The sequence below is a fragment of the Calorimonas adulescens genome (assembly GCF_008274215.1).
Classification (GTDB): domain Bacteria; phylum Bacillota; class Thermoanaerobacteria; order Thermoanaerobacterales; family UBA4877; genus Calorimonas; species Calorimonas adulescens.
Map to the genome: position 1 here is coordinate 76,348 of NZ_VTPS01000007.1, position 19,313 is coordinate 95,660.

Annotated in this window: 18 protein-coding genes; 1 reads left to right on the forward strand and 17 read right to left on the reverse strand. The window is 40.2% G+C overall.

What is annotated here, in order from left to right; translation table 11 throughout:
* Positions 1-94: 94 nt before the first annotated feature.
* The 16 genes from FWJ32_RS05935 to yqeC all read right to left on the reverse strand — a co-directional run bounded on the left by FWJ32_RS05935 (position 95) and on the right by yqeC (position 16,840).
* Positions 95-370 (reverse strand): DUF6092 family protein, encoded by a 276-nt coding sequence (locus FWJ32_RS05935; RefSeq protein WP_149545051.1) that lies wholly within the window; start codon positions 368-370, stop codon positions 95-97.
* Positions 357-866 (reverse strand): nitroreductase family protein, encoded by a 510-nt coding sequence (locus tag FWJ32_RS05940; protein ID WP_203227595.1) that lies wholly within the window; start codon positions 864-866, stop codon positions 357-359. The genes FWJ32_RS05935 and FWJ32_RS05940 overlap by 14 nt, the downstream gene beginning before the upstream one ends.
* Before the next feature lie 12 nt (positions 867-878).
* Complete coding sequence (locus FWJ32_RS05945; protein ID WP_149545053.1) at positions 879-1,541, reverse strand: AroM family protein; 663 nt, start codon at positions 1,539-1,541, stop codon at positions 879-881.
* Positions 1,534-2,475, reverse strand: a complete 942-nt coding sequence (locus tag FWJ32_RS05950; protein ID WP_149545054.1) for a DUF1177 domain-containing protein — start codon at positions 2,473-2,475, stop codon at positions 1,534-1,536. The genes FWJ32_RS05945 and FWJ32_RS05950 overlap by 8 nt, the downstream gene beginning before the upstream one ends.
* Positions 2,476-2,489: 14 nt before the next feature.
* Positions 2,490-3,560 (reverse strand): DUF917 domain-containing protein, encoded by a 1,071-nt coding sequence (locus FWJ32_RS05955; RefSeq protein ID WP_149545055.1) that lies wholly within the window; start codon positions 3,558-3,560, stop codon positions 2,490-2,492.
* A complete protein-coding gene (locus FWJ32_RS05960; protein WP_149545056.1) occupies positions 3,554-4,231 on the reverse strand; it encodes an aspartate/glutamate racemase family protein in 678 nt (225 codons plus the stop codon). The genes FWJ32_RS05955 and FWJ32_RS05960 overlap by 7 nt, the downstream gene beginning before the upstream one ends.
* Before the next feature lie 73 nt (positions 4,232-4,304).
* A complete protein-coding gene (locus FWJ32_RS05965) occupies positions 4,305-5,963 on the reverse strand; it encodes an OPT/YSL family transporter (RefSeq protein ID WP_149545057.1) in 1,659 nt (552 codons plus the stop codon).
* 21 nt (positions 5,964-5,984) lie between these two features.
* Entirely contained in the window at positions 5,985-7,049 is a 1,065-nt protein-coding gene (locus tag FWJ32_RS05970) for a 2,5-dihydroxypyridine 5,6-dioxygenase NicX family protein (protein ID WP_149545058.1), read from the reverse strand.
* 20 nt (positions 7,050-7,069) lie between these two features.
* Entirely contained in the window at positions 7,070-7,786 is a 717-nt protein-coding gene (locus FWJ32_RS05975) for an aspartate/glutamate racemase family protein (RefSeq protein ID WP_149545059.1), read from the reverse strand.
* Positions 7,787-8,006: 220 nt separating this feature from the next.
* Positions 8,007-9,608 (reverse strand): PucR family transcriptional regulator, encoded by a 1,602-nt coding sequence (locus FWJ32_RS05980; RefSeq protein ID WP_149545060.1) that lies wholly within the window; start codon positions 9,606-9,608, stop codon positions 8,007-8,009.
* 391 nt (positions 9,609-9,999) lie between these two features.
* Positions 10,000-11,721, reverse strand: a complete 1,722-nt coding sequence (ade, locus tag FWJ32_RS05985) for an adenine deaminase (RefSeq protein ID WP_149545061.1) — start codon at positions 11,719-11,721, stop codon at positions 10,000-10,002.
* Positions 11,722-12,169: 448 nt separating this feature from the next.
* Entirely contained in the window at positions 12,170-13,546 is a 1,377-nt protein-coding gene (locus FWJ32_RS05990) for an NCS2 family permease (protein ID WP_203227596.1), read from the reverse strand.
* 20 nt (positions 13,547-13,566) lie between these two features.
* The gene (locus tag FWJ32_RS05995) at positions 13,567-13,866 is read right to left on the reverse strand and encodes a hypothetical protein (protein ID WP_149545062.1); all 300 of its coding nucleotides are present in this window, start codon (positions 13,864-13,866) and stop codon (positions 13,567-13,569) included.
* A gap of 547 nt (positions 13,867-14,413) precedes the next feature.
* Positions 14,414-14,563: a hypothetical protein gene (locus tag FWJ32_RS06000; protein WP_203227597.1), complete on the reverse strand. Its 150-nt coding sequence runs from the start codon at positions 14,561-14,563 to the stop codon at positions 14,414-14,416.
* A gap of 106 nt (positions 14,564-14,669) precedes the next feature.
* Positions 14,670-15,908, reverse strand: coding sequence for a serine hydroxymethyltransferase (gene glyA, locus FWJ32_RS06005; protein ID WP_149545064.1), 1,239 nt, complete (start codon positions 15,906-15,908; stop codon positions 14,670-14,672).
* A 245-nt stretch (positions 15,909-16,153) separates the two neighbouring features.
* Positions 16,154-16,840: a selenium cofactor biosynthesis protein YqeC gene (gene yqeC / locus FWJ32_RS06010; protein ID WP_149545065.1), complete on the reverse strand. Its 687-nt coding sequence runs from the start codon at positions 16,838-16,840 to the stop codon at positions 16,154-16,156.
* 75 nt (positions 16,841-16,915) lie between these two features.
* Here yqeC and FWJ32_RS06015 point away from each other — a divergent pair, with 75 nt between their 5' ends.
* Positions 16,916-17,200 carry a hypothetical protein gene (locus FWJ32_RS06015; RefSeq protein ID WP_149545098.1) on the forward strand — a complete coding sequence of 95 codons (285 nt, stop codon included), beginning with the start codon at positions 16,916-16,918 and terminating at the stop codon, positions 17,198-17,200.
* Positions 17,201-17,262: 62 nt separating this feature from the next.
* On the opposite strand, the gene FWJ32_RS06020 is transcribed toward FWJ32_RS06015, so the two are convergent.
* Positions 17,263-19,269 (reverse strand): oxidoreductase, encoded by a 2,007-nt coding sequence (locus FWJ32_RS06020; RefSeq protein ID WP_149545066.1) that lies wholly within the window; start codon positions 19,267-19,269, stop codon positions 17,263-17,265.
* Positions 19,270-19,313 lie beyond the last annotated feature (44 nt).

The window sequence follows — 19,313 nt, forward strand, 5'->3', positions numbered from 1 at the left end:
TCATATTATATCCTATACTACCAACAAAAAACAGATGAAATTAAAATTCTGGCAGGAAAATCTCCTGCCAGAACAAAAGATGCCTTTTGAAGGATTAGAGAGCTTCAATGATAAGTTTTAAAATCTCATTAACGCCTTCCTCAAATTTTTCTTCGTTTGTCATCACAAGTTTTGTGCATTTTTTAATCCTGCTATTGATTTCATCTAGGGTTTCATCCTGTATATCGTTGCCCTTGGCATATTCGATTAACATTGAAGCACTTTCTAAAAGTCTCAATGGACCATATAGCTTGGGCTCATGAAAGAGGCCTACGGCACTGGTAACCATAAACGCCAGTACATCTCTGTAATCCACCCTATCTGACAACATCAGACACCTCTCTTGTATCCCTTCTCGACGGAGGCTCGGGAGACTCATCAGGATAACCTATTGTTATCAAAAACCTTGGTTCTATGTCATCTTCTAAATTGAGCAGTTTCTTTACGGCCTCTCTGCTGAATGATAATTTTATACAGCTTCCCAGTCCGAGGTTATATGCCATCAACATCATGTTCTGCGCTGCCATAGCCAAATCAGATATGTGGCCCTCACCCATATCCTCGCCGTGGTCTTTAACAATGGAAGAGTTTAAAGATATGACGATAATACACGGTGGATTTTCATTAAACATGCCAGGTGAGAATGATTTAATTCTATTTATCATATTTTTATTCAATATTATAGTAAAATGCCATGGTTGAAGATTACTGGCTGACGGCGCCCATGTACCGGCTTCAACAATTTTAAATATAGCATCCTCATAAACAGATTCATCTCGGTATCTTCTGATACTTCTTCTTCCCTTAATAGCCTCGTACAAATCCATGGTTGTCATCTCCTAATTTAAAATCTCGGCAGCCACCCTTGCCACCGTAGTTCTTGAAAGAATAACTGGCCTGCCGCTCTGCTTTTTTACAGCCTCTTTCATTTGAAGATTATACCCCATGCAGTCCATAACTATGATATCACATAAATTAAGTTTGCCTGCTGCTTTCACTATACCATCAAAAACTCCGTATGGAGAGGCTGCAGCTATAACAATATTATCAAAGCCGCTCCATTTGTTGAGTGTCATCTCTATCTGACCCTTATCTGGTACCATAACACCGAGACAGACGCTCCGGTCCAACGAATCCACTATTCCCTTAATTACGTCACCAGGTTTTATCAAAAGTGCATGTGAATCAAAGTGGGGAAACTCACCTGTACACAGCAGCAATATTGCATCTACCCCTAAACCATTTAGCTCATCGATTTTTTGCTGCATCAGCCCTAGAATTTTATCCTCAGACAATTTCACCTCTGTCCCATCCCTGAGCCTTGAAACTAACATTTTTCCCACACCCTTCACTGGTGTAAGCTTTTCAATTTCTCCTCGACTCAGGTCATCTAATGCACCTCTTTCAATTATCTCAATATCACCTAATATACATTTGATTTCGGATATAATGTCTGTACGCGGAGACTGTCCAATGGTTACAGCCCCTATTCTTTTATTCATTTATACCACCTTTTTTCTGAAACATATGCATATCACCATACAGTTCAGTAATTTTCTGGAATTCCATTCGGTCATAAAACTGGCATCTGCCATAGCCGAAGTTCTTGGCTGTCTCTATTACAAATCTTACAACCTCCTCTATATCTGTAACATGACTTGCACCAGATGCACATCCAGGTACAGGCATCTCAGTAGTTATGGCAATACCCACAACCGGGACAGATGTGGCTACAGAAGGCTGCATAATACTGTTTATATGAAAAAGGCCATTCCCGTACGGTGTTATATCCTGCTGTGTTATAGCAAATACCTTCGGAGGTCTACCAGTTGTTATCTGCATTATATCCAGCAAATCCTCACTTACCCTCAGGATATACCCCTCTTTTACTGTTGGCGAAATAGCAAAACCATTATAGTTTATTATTCTGTTTCCCTTGGTTGTATCGATGCTGAAGATAGCATCCATCATATCGTCAACCTCATATCTGTTCATGACATCCATTTCTACAGGCGATCCCATGAAAGGTACGGGTTCATGGGGAAGCGTAGGTGCAAATGGACAAATATGTGTACTTATTATGACATCACCAGCAAGGATGTCTCCTTTTTTCTTCATTTCACTGAGTTTGGCAGCAACTGCTATGGCTGCCACTGCACCGTCACCATCGGACACCAGACCTATCACCTCAGGCCTGGCCCCTATTCCTCCCAGCCTACCTACAACACCCAGTGTGGGAGCATTGCCGTTTTCTATCTTCCCATTGCTTCCCGGGACAACAATTTTAATAAAGTCTGTATACCCTTCACTACCCTCTACCCTGGTAACCTTTACATGCTCCGCCCCGCTTTTCAGTAAATAATCCTTAACTCTATTTCCATTAATCTCGGGATCATCCAGCAGGTCATAGACCTCAAGGACATGCTTTAGGGACATAAAAGAATCCTCCTCTAGTCTAAATATTTAAGCACTTCTTTACCTGTGACCTCCTCAATTGGTTTTAATAGTTCTCTATCTTTTACCCCAGAACCTAACAACAGGTTCTCCTGTGGTATATAAACAATATAAACCTCCTGACCATCTACAATGTCAGCACTGTTTATTACCTCACCATCTTTAGAGTCAAAGGTTACAATCAGGTCAGGAAAGGTTGCTATTCTTTCATTCTCCGATTCCAATAGCATGTACTCATTCCAGAAATATAGTTGATACTTCTTAGTTTCAGATTTAAGTTCTACATAGCCAGAGTCAAAACCGCCCTCAGTCTTTAGACTCTTTCTGCACACGGTAGCTTTATCAATAGCTTTTCCGCCAAGAACAGTGCACACATTATTTATTCGCATAACAACCTCTTTATCCCTTGCGTATTGTCTACCAACCCTCAAGGCCTGTTTCATGGCTCCAACAGCACAATTTTCCCTTGCATAGTCTGCTTTTACAGGATTCCTCAATACAAATACCATACCCCCCGCCATAACCGAGGCATACCTAACCATTGAAGAACATTTATCTATGCTACCCTTTGACAATAATTCAATATAATTATTCTTTTCATGGCTGCCGCCCACGGCCACCTGTATGCTTTCATAGTTGTTGACCCTGTTTAACCCCATAGACCCCATAACACCCGTAGGATGGGCCCTGCCATTACATGGAGCATCTACAATTGGTATACCTGTAGCAGCCGATAAAATCCAGCCGTTTGCAATAGATAACCCACCCATTTCATTGACTATAATCCCATCTATCTTTTTTTGATAAATATCTTCCAACAGTTCAAAAGCCTTAAGCTGATAGGAGGGCTCAATATATGCATCCCCGGCAGCAGGTGCTCCCACAGCAGATGCAGTAATAAGCACAGCATCTGATGGTAAGTCATCTATATCAATAAGTTTAATAGTCCCCAATTCGACGGCAAGACGTGCTATCCTAAGACCAAGTTCCTTTGAACCCCCACCGCCCCCGCCCAGTACACTTCCTCCATTGACCATAGACTCCGCTGAATTATAATCTATTACCATAAGCCATCGTTTCCTTTCCTTGTTAATATACCATACGTTATTACCCCTGAAGCTATAACGGCATCAATCACGGGAAACTTTATATTATTTTTTAAATACTCCAGAGCCCCTATAGTAGAGAGACCCGTACATGCAAAAGCTATAACATCAGCTCCCTTTTCAATAAGCTCATTAGCAGCCCTTAAAAGATGTATTTTATTATCATCGTTCATTAGATCTACTGTATTTCTTATCCCAGTGGGCTTAGCCTCACCTGTCAGTCTATGGCCAAGAATTTCTTTCATGGCCTCTGGTGTATCCTCTGTTATGCCAAGAGTACCTATCCTCTCTCCAGCTGCAATGGCCAGAGCGGCGCAGGCACTCCCTGCGCCGATAACCTGCATATTTAGTTTCATCCTTAATTCTTTCACAGCGGGGTCAGCAGCACAACTTACTATAATAGCATCTACTCCTTCGCTTGCCAGTTTTTCCCCAAGCCTTATAATTTTGGGCACAGCTATCTTTTCCGATATGCTGTCATATATCCCATAGGGCTGGTCTTCAATACACCGGCTTATTACTCTAAAATCAGGAATGAGTTTTTCTAAGATTTTACCATGGGCATTCAGTATTTTATCATTGTAAGTTGTAAGAACGCGGATTAATCCTATTTTGTACATAGAAAGCTTCATTCCTTTCTCCTTTCTCTCCGCTCGAAGTAAGAAATCTCATAGATCATTTTTGTGAGATATCTCAAGATATAGCTCACTTACTTGAACGCTTTGTAAACAGGTTAAGGGTACTTGTAAAGAATGAATATAATGTTGAACCAGCTATAAAACCTGCAGCAAGTATATACATTGGTGACTGTACCTTATTTCCATATTTCCTTTGCAGTATTACCCTAACAACTATTGCCACAAGGACACCAAAACCTGCATTAGGGTTTAAAATTAAAAGGCCGGTAGCAAACAATATGCCTATCTGTCTCTCTGCCCCACCAATAAACTGTATGACAGCACCTACCACTGCCCATATAAGGAGGTTTTGAAGGACTCCCGGCTGTGCTCCAGCCTGAATGGTTGCTGCAAACACCCTGTCCACAGGAGGAAAGAGATCCTGGCTGAAATAACTTGTATAACTGAATATAACCACAACTATAGCGACTAGCCCACCCATGAGTTCAGCAAAATATTGCTGCCTTCTGCCAAAGAGTTCAATGTTGACATCCCTCGCCTCGCCTCTTAAAAGCCATCCAGTTTTCAGATCATAACCCATATCAGCAAATGCTGGACCTGTACAAGCGGTATAACCAACCAGGAGTCCAAGTGCCAGTGGCGGAAACCCCATTAACATGCCAAGTACAAGAAATATTAGAGCTGTTGCAAACCCAGGAAACCAACCAGCATGCATGGCTGAAATACCTACCATAAGTTCAGATACAAGTGCTGAAATTGCAGCAAACACAATCCACCATATCAGCATTGGCAAACTCATATCTGACAGGATTCCACCAACAAAGGCTAAAATCAGTCCACCTATCAGATATAAAATAAATCCATTTTTTAATGATTTTAACATGTGCGCCGGTGTTCTTGTCGTTACATACCCGGCCTTTTCTTTTACTTTTTGTGTTAGTCTTTTCCCACGAATGATCAACATTATTTGTGCCAAAGCTACTATACCAGCGCCAATCATAATACCGTGAGGTATATAAAGCGCATTTATATCAATCCCAAATAATAGCTTGGAATAACCTCTAATAAGCAGACCGATACCAAACATGGTTAGTGTCCATTCGTTTCCTATCCAGGCAACGCCAACAACATCCATGGGAATTTTAAAGGCCTGGCCTACTGCACCCACGATTCCACCTATTATTAGAAGCAGGGCACGCTTGCCGCCTTCTGCAGCCGCTAGAATAGTTTCACTGGTAGCTATACCCGGAGGCCATGCTTCATCGGCTGGAAAGGCTGGGGTATCAAACATCCAGTACATCATCGTAATATCCACCAGCATACCAAACGCTGCTCCAAACAGCATAGGCATAAGAGATTCCTTATACCCCATAAGCCATATGGTCCCCATTGCTAAGAGCAGAGCATTGCCAGCGCCAAAGGTTGCTGCTGAAATACTGGTCTGTATTAAATTCTGCCTATAAATATTTTTAAACCCCGAAAATGTCCTCGCAGGAATAATACTTACAAGCACGGCTATAAGTGCCCCAATAATTGAAGTATTGGCTGTTATTCCCAGCCTTACAATAAGTTCAAGTCCAATTATAGAACCTAAACCCGAAACAATAAGAGTAACAATTACAGTTAAAGGTTCAAAAAGCCTTGGCTGAGGCTCCTGTAAATATTTTTCTATCACCGGGTCTAATGAACTGGCATCAAATTCCCTCCTGCCATCCGGCAAATCCATAGACATCCCCCTTTTTAAATTTTAATAGCCATATACACCAAGTCTTTTACAGTATTCCCTGATCTCCTTATTTACATATACCCCCTCCTCCTCTATCACCTTACCATCAAGGACGATGGTAGGATTCAATACTATTCCGTCGGTATGAGACGCAGAAGACCATGTTTTCCCCATAATCTGAGCCCCCTGGCTTCCCAGCCCAAACTCTATGCACCCAAATATTCTTTCGTCTTCTACTATTCTCCCCGTCGGTTTTGTTATTCTTGGGCTAAAGCCCAAGGAATAGTGTGCTACTCTATACATTGTTGGATCGTTAAAGCTTGCCATCCATCTTTCAAATACCCTGGCTTCAGCGCCACCCTCTATCTTTGTAACCACACCCTCCTGCACCGTAAGTTTTATTGATGATGAAAGCTTTCCAAGTTCAGCAGGCGGCCACACGGCACCATCAAAGACAATGGTCCCATTTATCGTTTCTTCAATGGGACACCACGACACCTGCCCTCCCAGCATCACCGGTTCTCCTTTTTTATCAGCAAGTTTCCCAGATACCCTGGCTCTCCTGCCGTGATTATAAGCCATAAGATCTGTACCATTGGGGCTCTTTATTTCAACTTTATCTGCTCTTTGAACAATTTCCCTAAGCAGATTGCCCATTTCTATTAACAGGTTATAGTCTACCCTGCCAATGGTGTTTACCATCATTGTCACATCCATGCCCGGCAAACAAAGGTATCTTGTACCATTGTCAAGAGCACCCCTCCATGCTTTAGTGTGTTGGATGTACGAGACTGCGTACTCTATCCAGACATCACTTTCTCTAATTGCACCTGCTACGGGTTTTGGAGGCTCCATTACAGCTGTCGGATTAGTATGATAAAGTATCACTGTCGGAACAGCTCCTGCTGCATATGCCGCCTTAGCTGTTTCAACAACTACACGCAAGTCTGAAGATGTATCTGCTGTAATAACGACGACCTCATCCTTCTTTACAAGTGCAATCTCTTCAATTAATTTCCTGGCACCTTTAGCCAGTTCAAACCCCAGATATTCGTCTCTTGTCTCAGTTCCTAGAGCAATATCCAATTCTAGCACCTCCCTGTTTTTTAAACCTCAAACTGGTACCCAGTCCTCTTTTTAAGTGGAGGATAAGGATACGCTTTTTTTGAATGTGATATATTCATACAAACCAGAGCCTCTGCCAACTTTACAGCAGCCTCTCCGGGTATTATCACCGGTATTCTGTATTTTTCCATCATCTTTTCTTTCATGTGCATTATGGACCCACAGCCGAATATCACGGTATCTACACCGTCATCCAAAAGTTTAATCATTATAGAGTGCAATTTCTTTTCGACCAGTTCATTATTTGAAAGCTCCATTACCGGAATATCTAACGGCACTACGGAGCACACCTTATCTGCAGTTCCTATAATCTTGGACTTTTTAATATTTCTTATTACGGAATTTTTGATTGTTGTTATAATACCTATCCTCTCTCCAAGACAATATGCCATTATCTGTGCTGCCTCTCCTATACCAATCACAGGTATGCTCACTTTTTCTCTTGCTGCATAGAGGCCAGGGTTACTAAAGCAATATATAATTACAGCATCAAAACCCTCTTTTTCCGCCTGTATTGTTTCTTTTAACACATAAGGTGCTGAAAGCACCTCATCATATTCAGACTCTATTGAAATTGGCCCTCCTTCAATATTCTTTATAACAATATTGCTATCTTTAGAGGCCACAGCCTGCATTAAAGAAAGGGCATCTCTATTCCACATCTCAGTTATCACAGGCATTATAACCTTAAGCCTCATAAAACCTCCCCCTATGAATAAATATATCAACCATTAATTCAAATGTCTGTATCATGTCAAATCTATAATCTCGCTAAAAAAGCGCTATATAGCAAGCAATATTGGCCTCTACACGTTAGGTATATTTTATATTAATATTTGTGAAATTGATATATGCAAAATATATAAAATCAGGGAAGAATATTTGGTTATGATAGCCAAATGTCCTTCCCTGAAGGATTTATAATATACCAAGGTCCATAAGTTTTAAAGCCATGTGATATCCAAAAACCTCTTCCTCATCATTGAGTTCTGTGCCAAGCAACTCTTTTATCTTATCTATACGATATATCAAGGTATTCCTGTGTATATATAACTTATCAGCAGTCTTTTTTATGTTCATCCTGTTATCAAGAAATTCCTTGAATGTACGTATCAACTGAGACCTGTATTTTTTATCATATTCAATAAGCGGCCCTAATTTTGAAAGAATATATTCTTTTGCATCATCATCACCCGTAAGTTTTGCCAGTATTTTATATACCCCTACATCGTCAAAAAGATAGGTCCTTCCCTTACCCCACAATTTTTCGCCTATTTTTAATGATTCCATTGCCTCCCTATATGAGCCGGATACCTTAAGCAGATTTTCTTCAGGTCTGCCTACACCTATAGAAAATTCTACCTGAGGAAATTTATTTGCAAAAATCTTCTCTATTCGCCCACACATCACAGACGCTTTCTCGTATAACTCTCCGGGACAGAATATTATAATATAATCACTAAATAACGCTGTTTTAACACCATCCAATGAACCTAAAACCTCATTGATTTCTTTAAATATTCTTTCATTCACGTTATAGTTCTTTTTATCCAACAGAAGATTATAACTTCTTTGATATATAACAACGACTATATTGAAATATTTCCTGTAAACCACCCATCCTAACTTCTTTGCTCTTTCTATAACAAGATATTCATCTACAAAATTTCCGCTCAGCAAATCATATAGAAAATTACCCTCTATCCTCTTATTATTTTCCTCAATGAGGTCCTGTTTTAAATATTGGATAGCAATTACTGTAGCTGCCATTTCTGCTGTCATGGCATTCATAACCTGCATATTTTTATCTGATATCATAACTATATATCCCCTGACATCTCCTTTAACTGAAAGTGGAGTTATAATAAATGCTCTGGCCTGGCCGTATTGGTCTTCATATATCCCTGTCTTGTCTTTATCAGGACCGGTAAGGTGTTTTAATACAACCCTATTCAAATCCTTTGAGATGTCTTTACCGGATTTACTAAATATGACATTCATATTGTTGTCAAGAAGAATAATAGGTATGTCTACCATATTTGACAGCTTTTCAAGAAATGTCGAGGTGCTGTCGTCAGTCAAAACGGCCTCTGTAAGCTTCTCATGTATCAGCAAAATATTATTTAAAAATTCGGACTGATCGTGTACTATTTTTGTAAGCACAGAATTAATAATGTCAGCATAGGGTGACTTCGTTTTAAGATTTATTATGGTAAAATCTGCGTTATTCGCCATCTCAATAATATCTACAGGTAGTCTGTCAATATATCTACCCAGTTTAATTCCAAGACTTGAGGCTTTAGATTCAATAAGATACCTTACCAGGTATTCTAATTTGTCCTCACTGTCTCTATATGCATAGCCGGCAGTAATGTAAAAACCGCCCTCTTTTATCCATCCGGTCACATCGGGAACTTCTATGACATCTATGCACGAAACATTTTTGTTAAGTCCATTTTTACCTGCTATAACCTTAGAGCCCTTTACCTCTCTTAATAAAAAGATATCCTTAATCTTCATTTCTACCACTTCTCCATTAATAAAATTAATGCGGGATGAATTTAATTACTAATACGACATAAATTTAAATTATCCTCTTTTAATAAAAGTCCCTGTCTTTCGTCAGGTTTGCCATTAGTGCAGATAATTCAGTCCTCATTAAACAAAATAGCATAATGAACTAAATATGTTCACTATGCTATTTTGTAAAACCATATGTTTTTATTTACTTTTCACACCCTCTGCCGTCCATGTAACTCACAGACCAACACCAGGGCAGAATTTCAGTTAGAATGGAACAATCTATAAAACCGGTTTGACAATCATTGCAGTCTGTGTCAAATTTTTGTTGGCAACCTTCTATTTACACAATCATCCGTTTTTGCACATTCATGTTTATATATCTGCCTAATTACTTAAAAAGATCTACCAGCTTAAATTTATTCACGTCCACAAGGCCATTCACTGTGAGCTTAAGAGCTGGACAGACGGCTAAAGAAATAAAAGACAGGGTCATAAATGGGTCTGATATGGTGACACCATTATTATTTTTTACAATTTCATGGAGCCTCATAAGGATATCTGATATCTCTACTACTGACCTGTCTGTCATCAATCCCCCATAAGGCAGAGCAAGTGAGGCAAGTATTTTACCATCCATGGCTACCACAATCCCCCCACCTATCCGTTTTAATTCATCTACTGCCAGTATCATGTCTTCATCATTTTCGCCCGCCACTATAATGTTATGGGAATCATGGGATATGGTAGTTGCAAATGCTCCTTTTTTCATTCCAAGCCCATTTATAAATCCTATACCTATCTTGCCTGTGGCTTCGTGTCTTTCTACAACTGCTATCTTGATTATGTCTCTTTCTACATCAGATTCTGCATATCCATTCACAACATTTGGCCTGGCCAATATCTCATCGGTGATTATCGAGTCTGCATGCAGCCCAATCACCCTCATAAGGTTTCCCCTTGCCATCACCTTAAAGCTATCCCTATTTAATGGTGCAACGTGTATGGTATCCTTTAGACTGTCATCAATGTCTGGAGTGTCAAAAATTGCTTTCCCATCCTCCGCTACAAGCACGCCCTCTTTATAAACCCTTTCTATTTTTAAAACATCTTTAAACACCAGTATATCTGCCACATAACCTGGGGCAATCCCTCCCTTATGTTTGAACCCGAAAAACATTGAGGGGTTTATTGTAGCCAGCCTGATAGCAGTGGGCAGCGAAAAACCATTCTTGATCAGCAAATGAACAGCATAATTTATGTGCCCCTCATGAACAAGATCTTCAGGATGCTTATCATCCGTACACAGGAGTATCCTGTGTACGGTGTTGTGATTTATTATAGGAAGAAGCCTTAAGAGATCCCTGGTGAGTGAACCTTCCCTTATCATTATCCACATACCTTTTTTCAGTTTTTCCATAGCTTCTTCCGGTGTGATACATTCATGGTCTGCCATTATACCAGTCGCAAGATAGGCATTAAGTTCATTACCGCTGAGATCAGGAGAATGGCCATCCATTACCCTGTCATGAAACAGCGATACCTTTGCGAGTACATCTCTATCTCCCTCAAGAAGTCCTGGGTAGTTCATCATTTCGGCCAGGCCAATAACCGATGGGTCACCCATAAAGATTTTCAAATCTTCCGCTTTTAAATTACCACCTGACATTTCAAAAGGGCCGGCAGGTACGCATGAAGGGAGCATAAAAAATATATCCATGGGTAATCCTTTAGAAGACTCGATCATAAACCTTATTCCATTGCCACCTGCTATGTTTGCTATCTCATGAGGATCCACAACTGCAGTGAGTGTGCCAAGTGGCACTAAAGCTTTTGTGAACTCAGTCGGAACACACATAGTGCTCTCTATATGCAGATGAGAATCTATAAAGGCCGGCGATATGTACGCGCCTTTAACGTCAACTACATTCTTTGCCTTATCATACCTTCCCACACCAGCTATCATACCATTATGTACTAATACATCCCCATCCTCTATAGACTCGTCAAATACATTTACAATGCGCCCGTTCTTTAAAAGCAGATCGCCTTCTGCCTTACCCAGTGCCACATCTATTAACTCTCTCAATTTATTCACATTATAGTCAAACATTTTTCACCCTCTCCCACAAAGTTTTAGTAGCTACCTCTAACAGCTTTGCCATGACCTCTTTTCATCTCTGCTGTAAGGACATGGTGCTCTTTAAAAATTTTTCTGCTGTTCTTAAGCAACATTTTTTGCTCTCTTCAACTCAAGCCAGAGCCTTCCCAGCATTTATTTAAAGCCTTTTTCATGTTAACTCTTTAAAATCATATTTCCGGAAAAACATTGTAAGATACATACAACTATTCAAGAAGCCGGGCATGACAAAAAGGTGCCCGGCATCCACATATTCTGCATCAATATTGTTGCTTTTAAATTCCTGAGTATAGCCTTATCCCTCTTACAAGTTCTCCATATATATTCAGGAATATACTCCCATCAATCAGGCGGTTATTCTCACCTAATGTAAAGGACTACAGCACTATTAATAATCAACATTTTTTATTCTATGTTGGTTTTATCTAAATATAAGATAAATAATAAATATACCAGCTAACACATACATTGTCAAGCTTATCTGTTTTGCCTTCCCTGTGAAAAGTTTTAAAAGAACATATGAAACTATCCCCAAGACTATTCCTTCAGAGATTGATGATGTAAAAGGCATAGTGGTAATAGCAAGGAATGCCGGTATCGCCTCGGTCCAATCTTCTGAGATATCAATATCCTTTATAACAGATATCATCAGTAGCCCTACTATCACAAGGGCAGGTGCTGTAGCTGCAGAAGGTATAGATGTAAATATATTGCTCATGAATAACGCCATAACAAAGAAAAGCCCTGTCACTACAGACGTCAGCCCTGTTCTCCCACCTTCGGCAATACCTGCACTGCTCTCTATATAGGTTGTAACTGTGGATGTGCCCATAAATGCGCCAAATATGGTACCTATAGCATCGGTCAGGAGACCCCTTGTAGTATCCTTGGGGTCCATATTGCCATTCTCATCGGTCAGCTTTGCCTTTTGTGCACACCCTATAAATGTACCTATCGTATCAAACATATCTACAAAAAAGAACGCAAATATCACAGGTACCATTGAAACCCTTAGCGTACGGGCAAAGTCAAACTTAAAAGCAATTGGGGCCACACTGGGTGGAACTGAGAGTAGGTTTCTCCATGCTGGCTCAAAAATACCATAGGTTGCTGCAACATCAACACCTATAACCCCAGCATATATCCACCCAACGATTGACGTAACAAGAATACCCAATAGCAGAGCACCTTTTATCTTTTTATACATCATTATCCCCGTAACTACTAACCCAAATACAAAGAGTAGAGTCTGAGGATTTGTAAAGTCACCTGCTGTTAAACTGTTATCTACTATTTTTACTACTCCGGCATTTATAAAGCCTATGGACGCTATAAAAAGACCAATACCAACACTGATTGCCCTTTTAATATTTACAGGTATAGCATTTACAATTGCTGTCCTTATTTTTAAAGATGAGATAATCAAGAAAATAATCCCATCAAAGAGCACACAGGTAAGGGCAATCTGCCAGCCATTGGGTACATCCTTCAAAGGCCCGGACAAAACTAAACTGGCAAAGTAAGCATTTAAGCCCATCCCGCTTGCCAGTGCAAAAGGAAGATTGGCAAATACACCCATAAGTATTGTAGTTAAGCCTGCACTTAGAGCTGTTGCTGTAAAAAGTGCATCCTTTGGCATACCTGTCTCAGAGAGAATTATTGGGTTCACTGCTAATATGTAGGCCATCGTGAGAAACGTCGTAAGGCCTGCCGTAAACTCTGTTCTTATATCAGTCCCCCTTTCCTTTAGTTTGAAATATCTTTCCAGCGTAGATTGATTACCCTGTCTTGATTCCATATTTTACCTCCTCTAATACTCTATCCTTTATCGTCACCAAGATCCTTCCAATAATTAATGGATAGCCCCTTATCCTTATATTCATGGCATTTGTTATAACTGGAATCTCTCCATTTATATTTATCTCCGCAGCCGACTTTGCTCCACAAGGCCTTGTGGGTTATTGTAATCAAAGACATACTCTTCTGCAAGTGCATATCCCAGTCTTCCAGATACAACCCCATAAATTTCTCTCTTAAATTAATTTCGGATTTATTGAACAGCCGCAGCCCATAGCCGCCACATATTTTATCGGGCTCATACCCCTTATCTCTTAACAAATCTATATCTCTACATTTTCCCTACCCTCCTTCGTCATTTCACCTGTCTATTCAAATTTAAATGCTCACTCAATCCCACTTATACACGCTGCCAATAAAGTACATCTGGTATAGCATAACATTATTAACGAAGTATTTCATGGGAATGTATCAAACTCATGTTTTCTGCAAATTACATAATGTAGTATTCCCCATTTCCACACACGAAGCTTAAAAATAACCCCATGGTAAATACCTTGTCCAGTTCCTTTTTATACCATCTGCACTAAGACAAAAATCCTCCAACATCTCCATATAATTTTGCATAGCTATAAAAGGTATTAACTCCATTTTTAGCACGTTTCTGCCTCTACAACACATAGTATTTTCTTAAAATCTAATATTAAACCCTAAAAAAAGCCAGAGGTAATGGATATGCACTTTATATAATTATCATTTAATTTTAATAAAATTGCAAGGTTCAAAAATGGTGCATCAATAGCTGTCTCTTCAAATATCATCCTGTGAACCATATTTTTTAAAGAATACCTCTTTAAATAATCATGTTCTATCTCCTAATGTTTAAAAACTCTTCCAACGTTATGCCTTTATACTGCGGTCCCTGTATGGACCGTTTCATTCCCATAACAGCTATCAGAACCTGCACATCCAATATTGTAAAATAACCGTTCGCTCTCACAACATTACTATTTATCATTAATGAGCCTGCTGCTTTAGTATTGCAAAATACCAGTGAGATAACATAGCCTGAAAGATTAAAATTCACTTAAAATAATCAAATCCCCCATAACTATCCCCTGCCCCTATTCCCCTTCATACAGTGGAAAACCTTCAAGAATTTTAGAAACCCTATACTTAGCGTCATCTACACTATAATTATTCTTAATAACCGATGAAATAATGTCTGCTATCTCATCCATCTCTTTAACCCCAAGTCCCCTCGTGGTAACAGCAGGCGTACCTATGCGTATACCGCTTGTAACGTTTGGCCCTTTGGGGTCGTTTGGTACAGTATTTTTATTTACTGTTATGTTTATCTCTTCTAATTTCTTTTCAACGTCCTTACCGTTCACATCATATTTCCTCAAGTCTGCCAGCATCATATGATTATCAGTCCCGCCTGACACCAGGTCAATGCCCCTATTTAAAAGACCACCTGCTAAAGCCTTTGCATTTTGCACTATCCTTTTCTGATAGTCTTTAAAATCATCAGACATTGCCTCTTTGAAGCACACAGCCTTAGCTGCAATTATATGCATCAGTGGGCCACCCTGTGTGCCAGGAAATACGGCCTTATCTATGGCCTTTCCTATCCTCTCTTTGCAAAGTATTGCACCACCTCGTGGCCCCCTGAGTGTCTTGTGAGTGGTTGTGGTAACAACATCAGCATATGGCACGGGATTCATATGGTATCCAGCAGCCACAAGGCCTGCTATATGGGCCATATCCACCATAAGGTAGGCATTTACACTATCTGCAATCTCTCTGAGTCTCTTAAAATCTATCTCTCTTGGATAGGCACTGGCCCCTGCTACAATCATCTTTGGCATAGTCTCTTTTGCAATCTTCTCTACCTCGTCATAGTTAATCCTACCTGTGGTTGGGTCCACCCCGTATGGTATAAAATTAAAGTATTTTCCCGATATGTTTACAGGACTCCCATGGGTAAGGTGACCTCCATGAGAAAGGTTCATCCCCAGCACTGTATCTCCGGGACTTAAAAGAGCAAAATATACAGCAATATTGGCCTGAGCACCGGAATGCGGCTGGACGTTGGCATACTCGGCATTAAAAAGCTTTTTAAGCCTCTCTCTTGCTATTTCCTCTACCTCGTCCACAAACTGACACCCACCATAATATCTTTCCCCCGGGTAACCCTCAGCATATTTATTGGTCAGCACAGTACCCATAGCTGCCATGACAGCAGGACTTACAAAATTTTCAGAGGCAATTAACTCAATAGTATTCCTCTGCCTGCCCAGCTCTCTTCTTATACTAACAGCAATCTCAGGGTCTACCATCTCAATGGTCTTCAGGTCCATATCTTATGCATCTCCTTTTTTAGTTGATATAAAAACATATACCTCTATATTCTCTAAAAATCCTTTATTTCCTTCAAAAGTCTATCAATTCTTCAAACTTTCTGTTTCCAATTATAGACATCATAAATTCCCGGGCATTTTGTGTGGGTAGACTGCTGCATTGACCTGATCTTTAACACATGTGCTCTACCTCTGTCCAAACTTAAACCACTATTTACTATTACCAAACGTATATTTAACTACATTCATGTACATTTCTCATACAACCATCTTGTCCTTTTATACCTTATTATAACGTCTTTTCCCGTTCTCACCTTAATTATCCTACCCATTCCATAGGCTTCTTCCTTGCCTACAATATCTGCCTTATTTAATATTATGAAGATTTTCCCTTTTGCACCCTTCAGAAGGCCATCTGGATTTAATAACCTCAAAATGAGTTCTGCATCAACGGTCATTCCAAGTCTGTAACCTGTTAACCTGCATACCCTCTCAGCCCTGTACACATACTCTCCATCAAGCGGCTTACCTATAACATCAAGGCCAATGACTATGCAGGTGATGGTAGTACAGTCCGGCACTACCGGTTCCCATTCGGCAGGGGCTTTAAGAGACCTCCCCTTTGAACCATCAGCCTCTACCAGAATTACATCCCTTTTTATGCTTTTTATATCCCCCGGTAGAAGTCCAACAAGCTTACCATTGCTGTCCATGTCCCTTGCAAAAAATAGAGGATTCTCATCAGGTAAATCCTCTCTTAAAAAAACTGTTTTAACACCATGATACGGGTATATATGGGTTGTGGTTGTTATTGCCACAGTGTAGAACGGAATCATCTCATAAGTCAGATCTTTTATGATTGTTGTCTTGCCTCCGCCCCCAATAAAGCTTATTATATCACCTTTTGATATGCCTATAATATCTTTTAACATAACTCACAACACTCTCTCATAATGTTACACACTTAGTATTTAATCTTATCATATCATAAAAAGGGGATCATGATGATATCACTCACAGAATTATTTAATAAAATTAAGTCATATATCAGTGCCAGCAAATGCTGCTCTGATAAAATAACTCTTTCAGTTTACGGTCTGACTATAACTATGGAAAGAAGGACTGGAGAAACCATACCCCATGAGGTAACTGTGGTAGTGCCCCGGGTTGAATGCAGAAAAAAAATAAAGGATGGAGAAGAAGAAATTGAGGTTATATTAAATAGCATAACTGTTGTCCATGCACCACGTCATTCACTGGCCAGGCAATTTCAGGAAAAGCATAAAAAATAAACTGTCCAAAATTAACAGGCTACCTTCATGGGGTAGCCTATTGCAACACGATTATTAAATAATTAAATAGTCATAGCCACTTCATAGGCATCCCATATCGCACCCATGAGATTGGAAACTTGTTTTGCATCTCCGATAAGGTGTACAGGGACGCCACAATCTTTTATCTGCTCGTAAAGCCTGTTGTCGCTATTGTAACCTACTGCAGTTATAACAGTATCTGCTTCTATATTTTTAAGTCCATCTGCAGTTTTTACAGTAACACTGCCCTCTGTAACCGCTGAAAGGCTTGTATTAACTAACACCTCGACATTATAGTATGCAAGTAGTTCACGCAGCATATTGGCATTTGCGGCACACAGTCCCTTTACCTTGAGTATGTCATCCAAGACTTCAATAATGGTAACCTGCTTCCCGTCTTTTGCAAGGTCGTAGGCGATTTCACACCCTGTAAGACCTCCGCCCACAACTACAACCTTATTGCCGATAGGTTTTTTCTTTAAAAGAGCATCTATAGCTGTTACGACATTTTTACCATCGATACCTGGAACTGGAAGCTTCTTAGCCTTTGAACCAGTAGCTACGAATATTTCATCAGGATGCAAGCTGGTAACCAAGTCGGGGGTTACTTCTGTATTCAAATGTATCTTGACACCTAATTTGTTGAGTTGGAGTTTGTACCATTTTATCAGTTCCTTGTCACTCTCTTTGAAGTCTGGTGCTGCCGCCGCTATAAATACTCCACCAAGCTCCTCGCTTTTTTCATATAAGCTAACATTATGCCCACGCAACGCACTTACACGAGCTGCCTCCATACCTCCTATACCGCCCCCGATTACAACTACATTTTTCTTTTCTTTTGTAGGCTTTAGCTCATAAGCCTTTTCGCGGCACACAGCAGGATTTACTGCGCAGCACATATCTTTACCCTCAAAAATACGTGCCAGGCAGCCGTTATGACAGGCAATGCACGGGCGTATGTCTTCAATGTCACCTCTTTGAACTTTTGCCGGCCATTCTGGATCTGCCAATAATGGCCTGGCAAGTCCAACTGCATCTATCTCTCCGCTTGCCACCGCATCTGCGGCTGTATACGGGTCATCCATACGTCCTGCGCAAATAACAGGTATATTGACAAATTTCTTGATGTATTTCACATCTTTTAGATTGCACGCTTTGGGCATATATACAGGTGGGTGAGACCAATACCATGAATCATATGTCCCATTGTCTGCATCAAGTGCATCGTATCCTGCTTCCTCAAGTATTTTAGCTACTTTTGTACTCTCTTCAAGGTCCCGCCCAAATTCCTCAAATTCCTCACCTGGAAGAGCACCTTTATTGAAGCCTTTCATATAACTGCGCACGCTATAGCGCACCATAACGGGAAAATCATTGCCGCATTTTGCTTTAATGGCCTGAACTATTTCGCAGGGAAAACGCAGACGGTTTTCAAGGCTGCCTCCATATTTGTCTGTACGTTTATTCGTACAGCTCATTGTGAACTGGTCAAGCAGATAACCTTCGTGTACAGCATGTATCTCAACGCCGTCAAATCCAGCTTCCTTAGCAATTGCTGCACCATTAGCAAAACATTCTATATAGTGTTGTATTTCAGGTATAGTAAGCGCACGATGGCGTATGGCAGGATTCCAAACATTTGGTAAGTCGTCTGAAGGTGCAATCGCATCGCCTTCACACAGCCATTGAGGCGCAGTACGGCCCGAGCCAGCAGTTAGCTGCACAACTATTTTGGTCCCATATGAATGGATATTGTCAACAAGGTATTTTGAGTTTTTGATGTAAGTATCGGCTACCTTGTTGATGTTGTGTGCACTGCCGGGGACACGTTCAAACCAGTCCTGCACCTGCATTGCACCTGTAACAATAAGCCCAACGCCTCCCTTTGCTCGTTCTATAAAATAGTTTGCACCATCTAAGCTGTAGCTTCCGTCTTCATTTACCAGTCTGTGTGAATGTATCCCCATAGCAGTCATAACAATTCGGTTTTTAACTTCCATTTTGCCGATTTTCATCGGCTTAAAAAGACTTTCAAACTCGGTGTTCATCCTATTTTCCACCTTTCATAATTTGTTTATTATACTCAAGGTAT

Bases quoted from the DNA above. Each gene is read 5' to 3' on its own strand.
- FWJ32_RS05935 (WP_149545051.1), bottom strand. From the start codon at position 370: ATGTTGTCAGATAGGGTGGATTACAGAGATGTACTGGCGTTTATGGTT.
- FWJ32_RS05940 (WP_203227595.1), bottom strand. From the start codon at position 866: ATGGATTTGTACGAGGCTATTAAGGGAAGAAGAAGTATCAGAAGATAC.
- FWJ32_RS05945 (WP_149545053.1), bottom strand. From the start codon at position 1,541: ATGAATAAAAGAATAGGGGCTGTAACCATTGGACAGTCTCCGCGTACA.
- FWJ32_RS05950 (WP_149545054.1), bottom strand. From the start codon at position 2,475: ATGTCCCTAAAGCATGTCCTTGAGGTCTATGACCTGCTGGATGATCCC.
- FWJ32_RS05955 (WP_149545055.1), bottom strand. From the start codon at position 3,560: ATGGTAATAGATTATAATTCAGCGGAGTCTATGGTCAATGGAGGAAGT.
- FWJ32_RS05960 (WP_149545056.1), bottom strand. From the start codon at position 4,231: ATGAAGCTTTCTATGTACAAAATAGGATTAATCCGCGTTCTTACAACT.
- FWJ32_RS05965 (WP_149545057.1), bottom strand. From the start codon at position 5,963: ATGGATTTGCCGGATGGCAGGAGGGAATTTGATGCCAGTTCATTAGAC.
- FWJ32_RS05975 (WP_149545059.1), bottom strand. From the start codon at position 7,786: ATGAGGCTTAAGGTTATAATGCCTGTGATAACTGAGATGTGGAATAGA.
- FWJ32_RS05980 (WP_149545060.1), bottom strand. From the start codon at position 9,608: ATGAAGATTAAGGATATCTTTTTATTAAGAGAGGTAAAGGGCTCTAAG.
- ade (WP_149545061.1), bottom strand. From the start codon at position 11,721: ATGTTTGACTATAATGTGAATAAATTGAGAGAGTTAATAGATGTGGCA.
- FWJ32_RS05990 (WP_203227596.1), bottom strand. From the start codon at position 13,546: ATGGAATCAAGACAGGGTAATCAATCTACGCTGGAAAGATATTTCAAA.
- FWJ32_RS06000 (WP_203227597.1), bottom strand. From the start codon at position 14,563: ATGATAAATAGTAATGTTGTGAGAGCGAACGGTTATTTTACAATATTG.
- glyA (WP_149545064.1), bottom strand. From the start codon at position 15,908: ATGGACCTGAAGACCATTGAGATGGTAGACCCTGAGATTGCTGTTAGT.
- yqeC (WP_149545065.1), bottom strand. From the start codon at position 16,840: ATGTTAAAAGATATTATAGGCATATCAAAAGGTGATATAATAAGCTTT.
- FWJ32_RS06020 (WP_149545066.1), bottom strand. From the start codon at position 19,269: ATGAACACCGAGTTTGAAAGTCTTTTTAAGCCGATGAAAATCGGCAAA.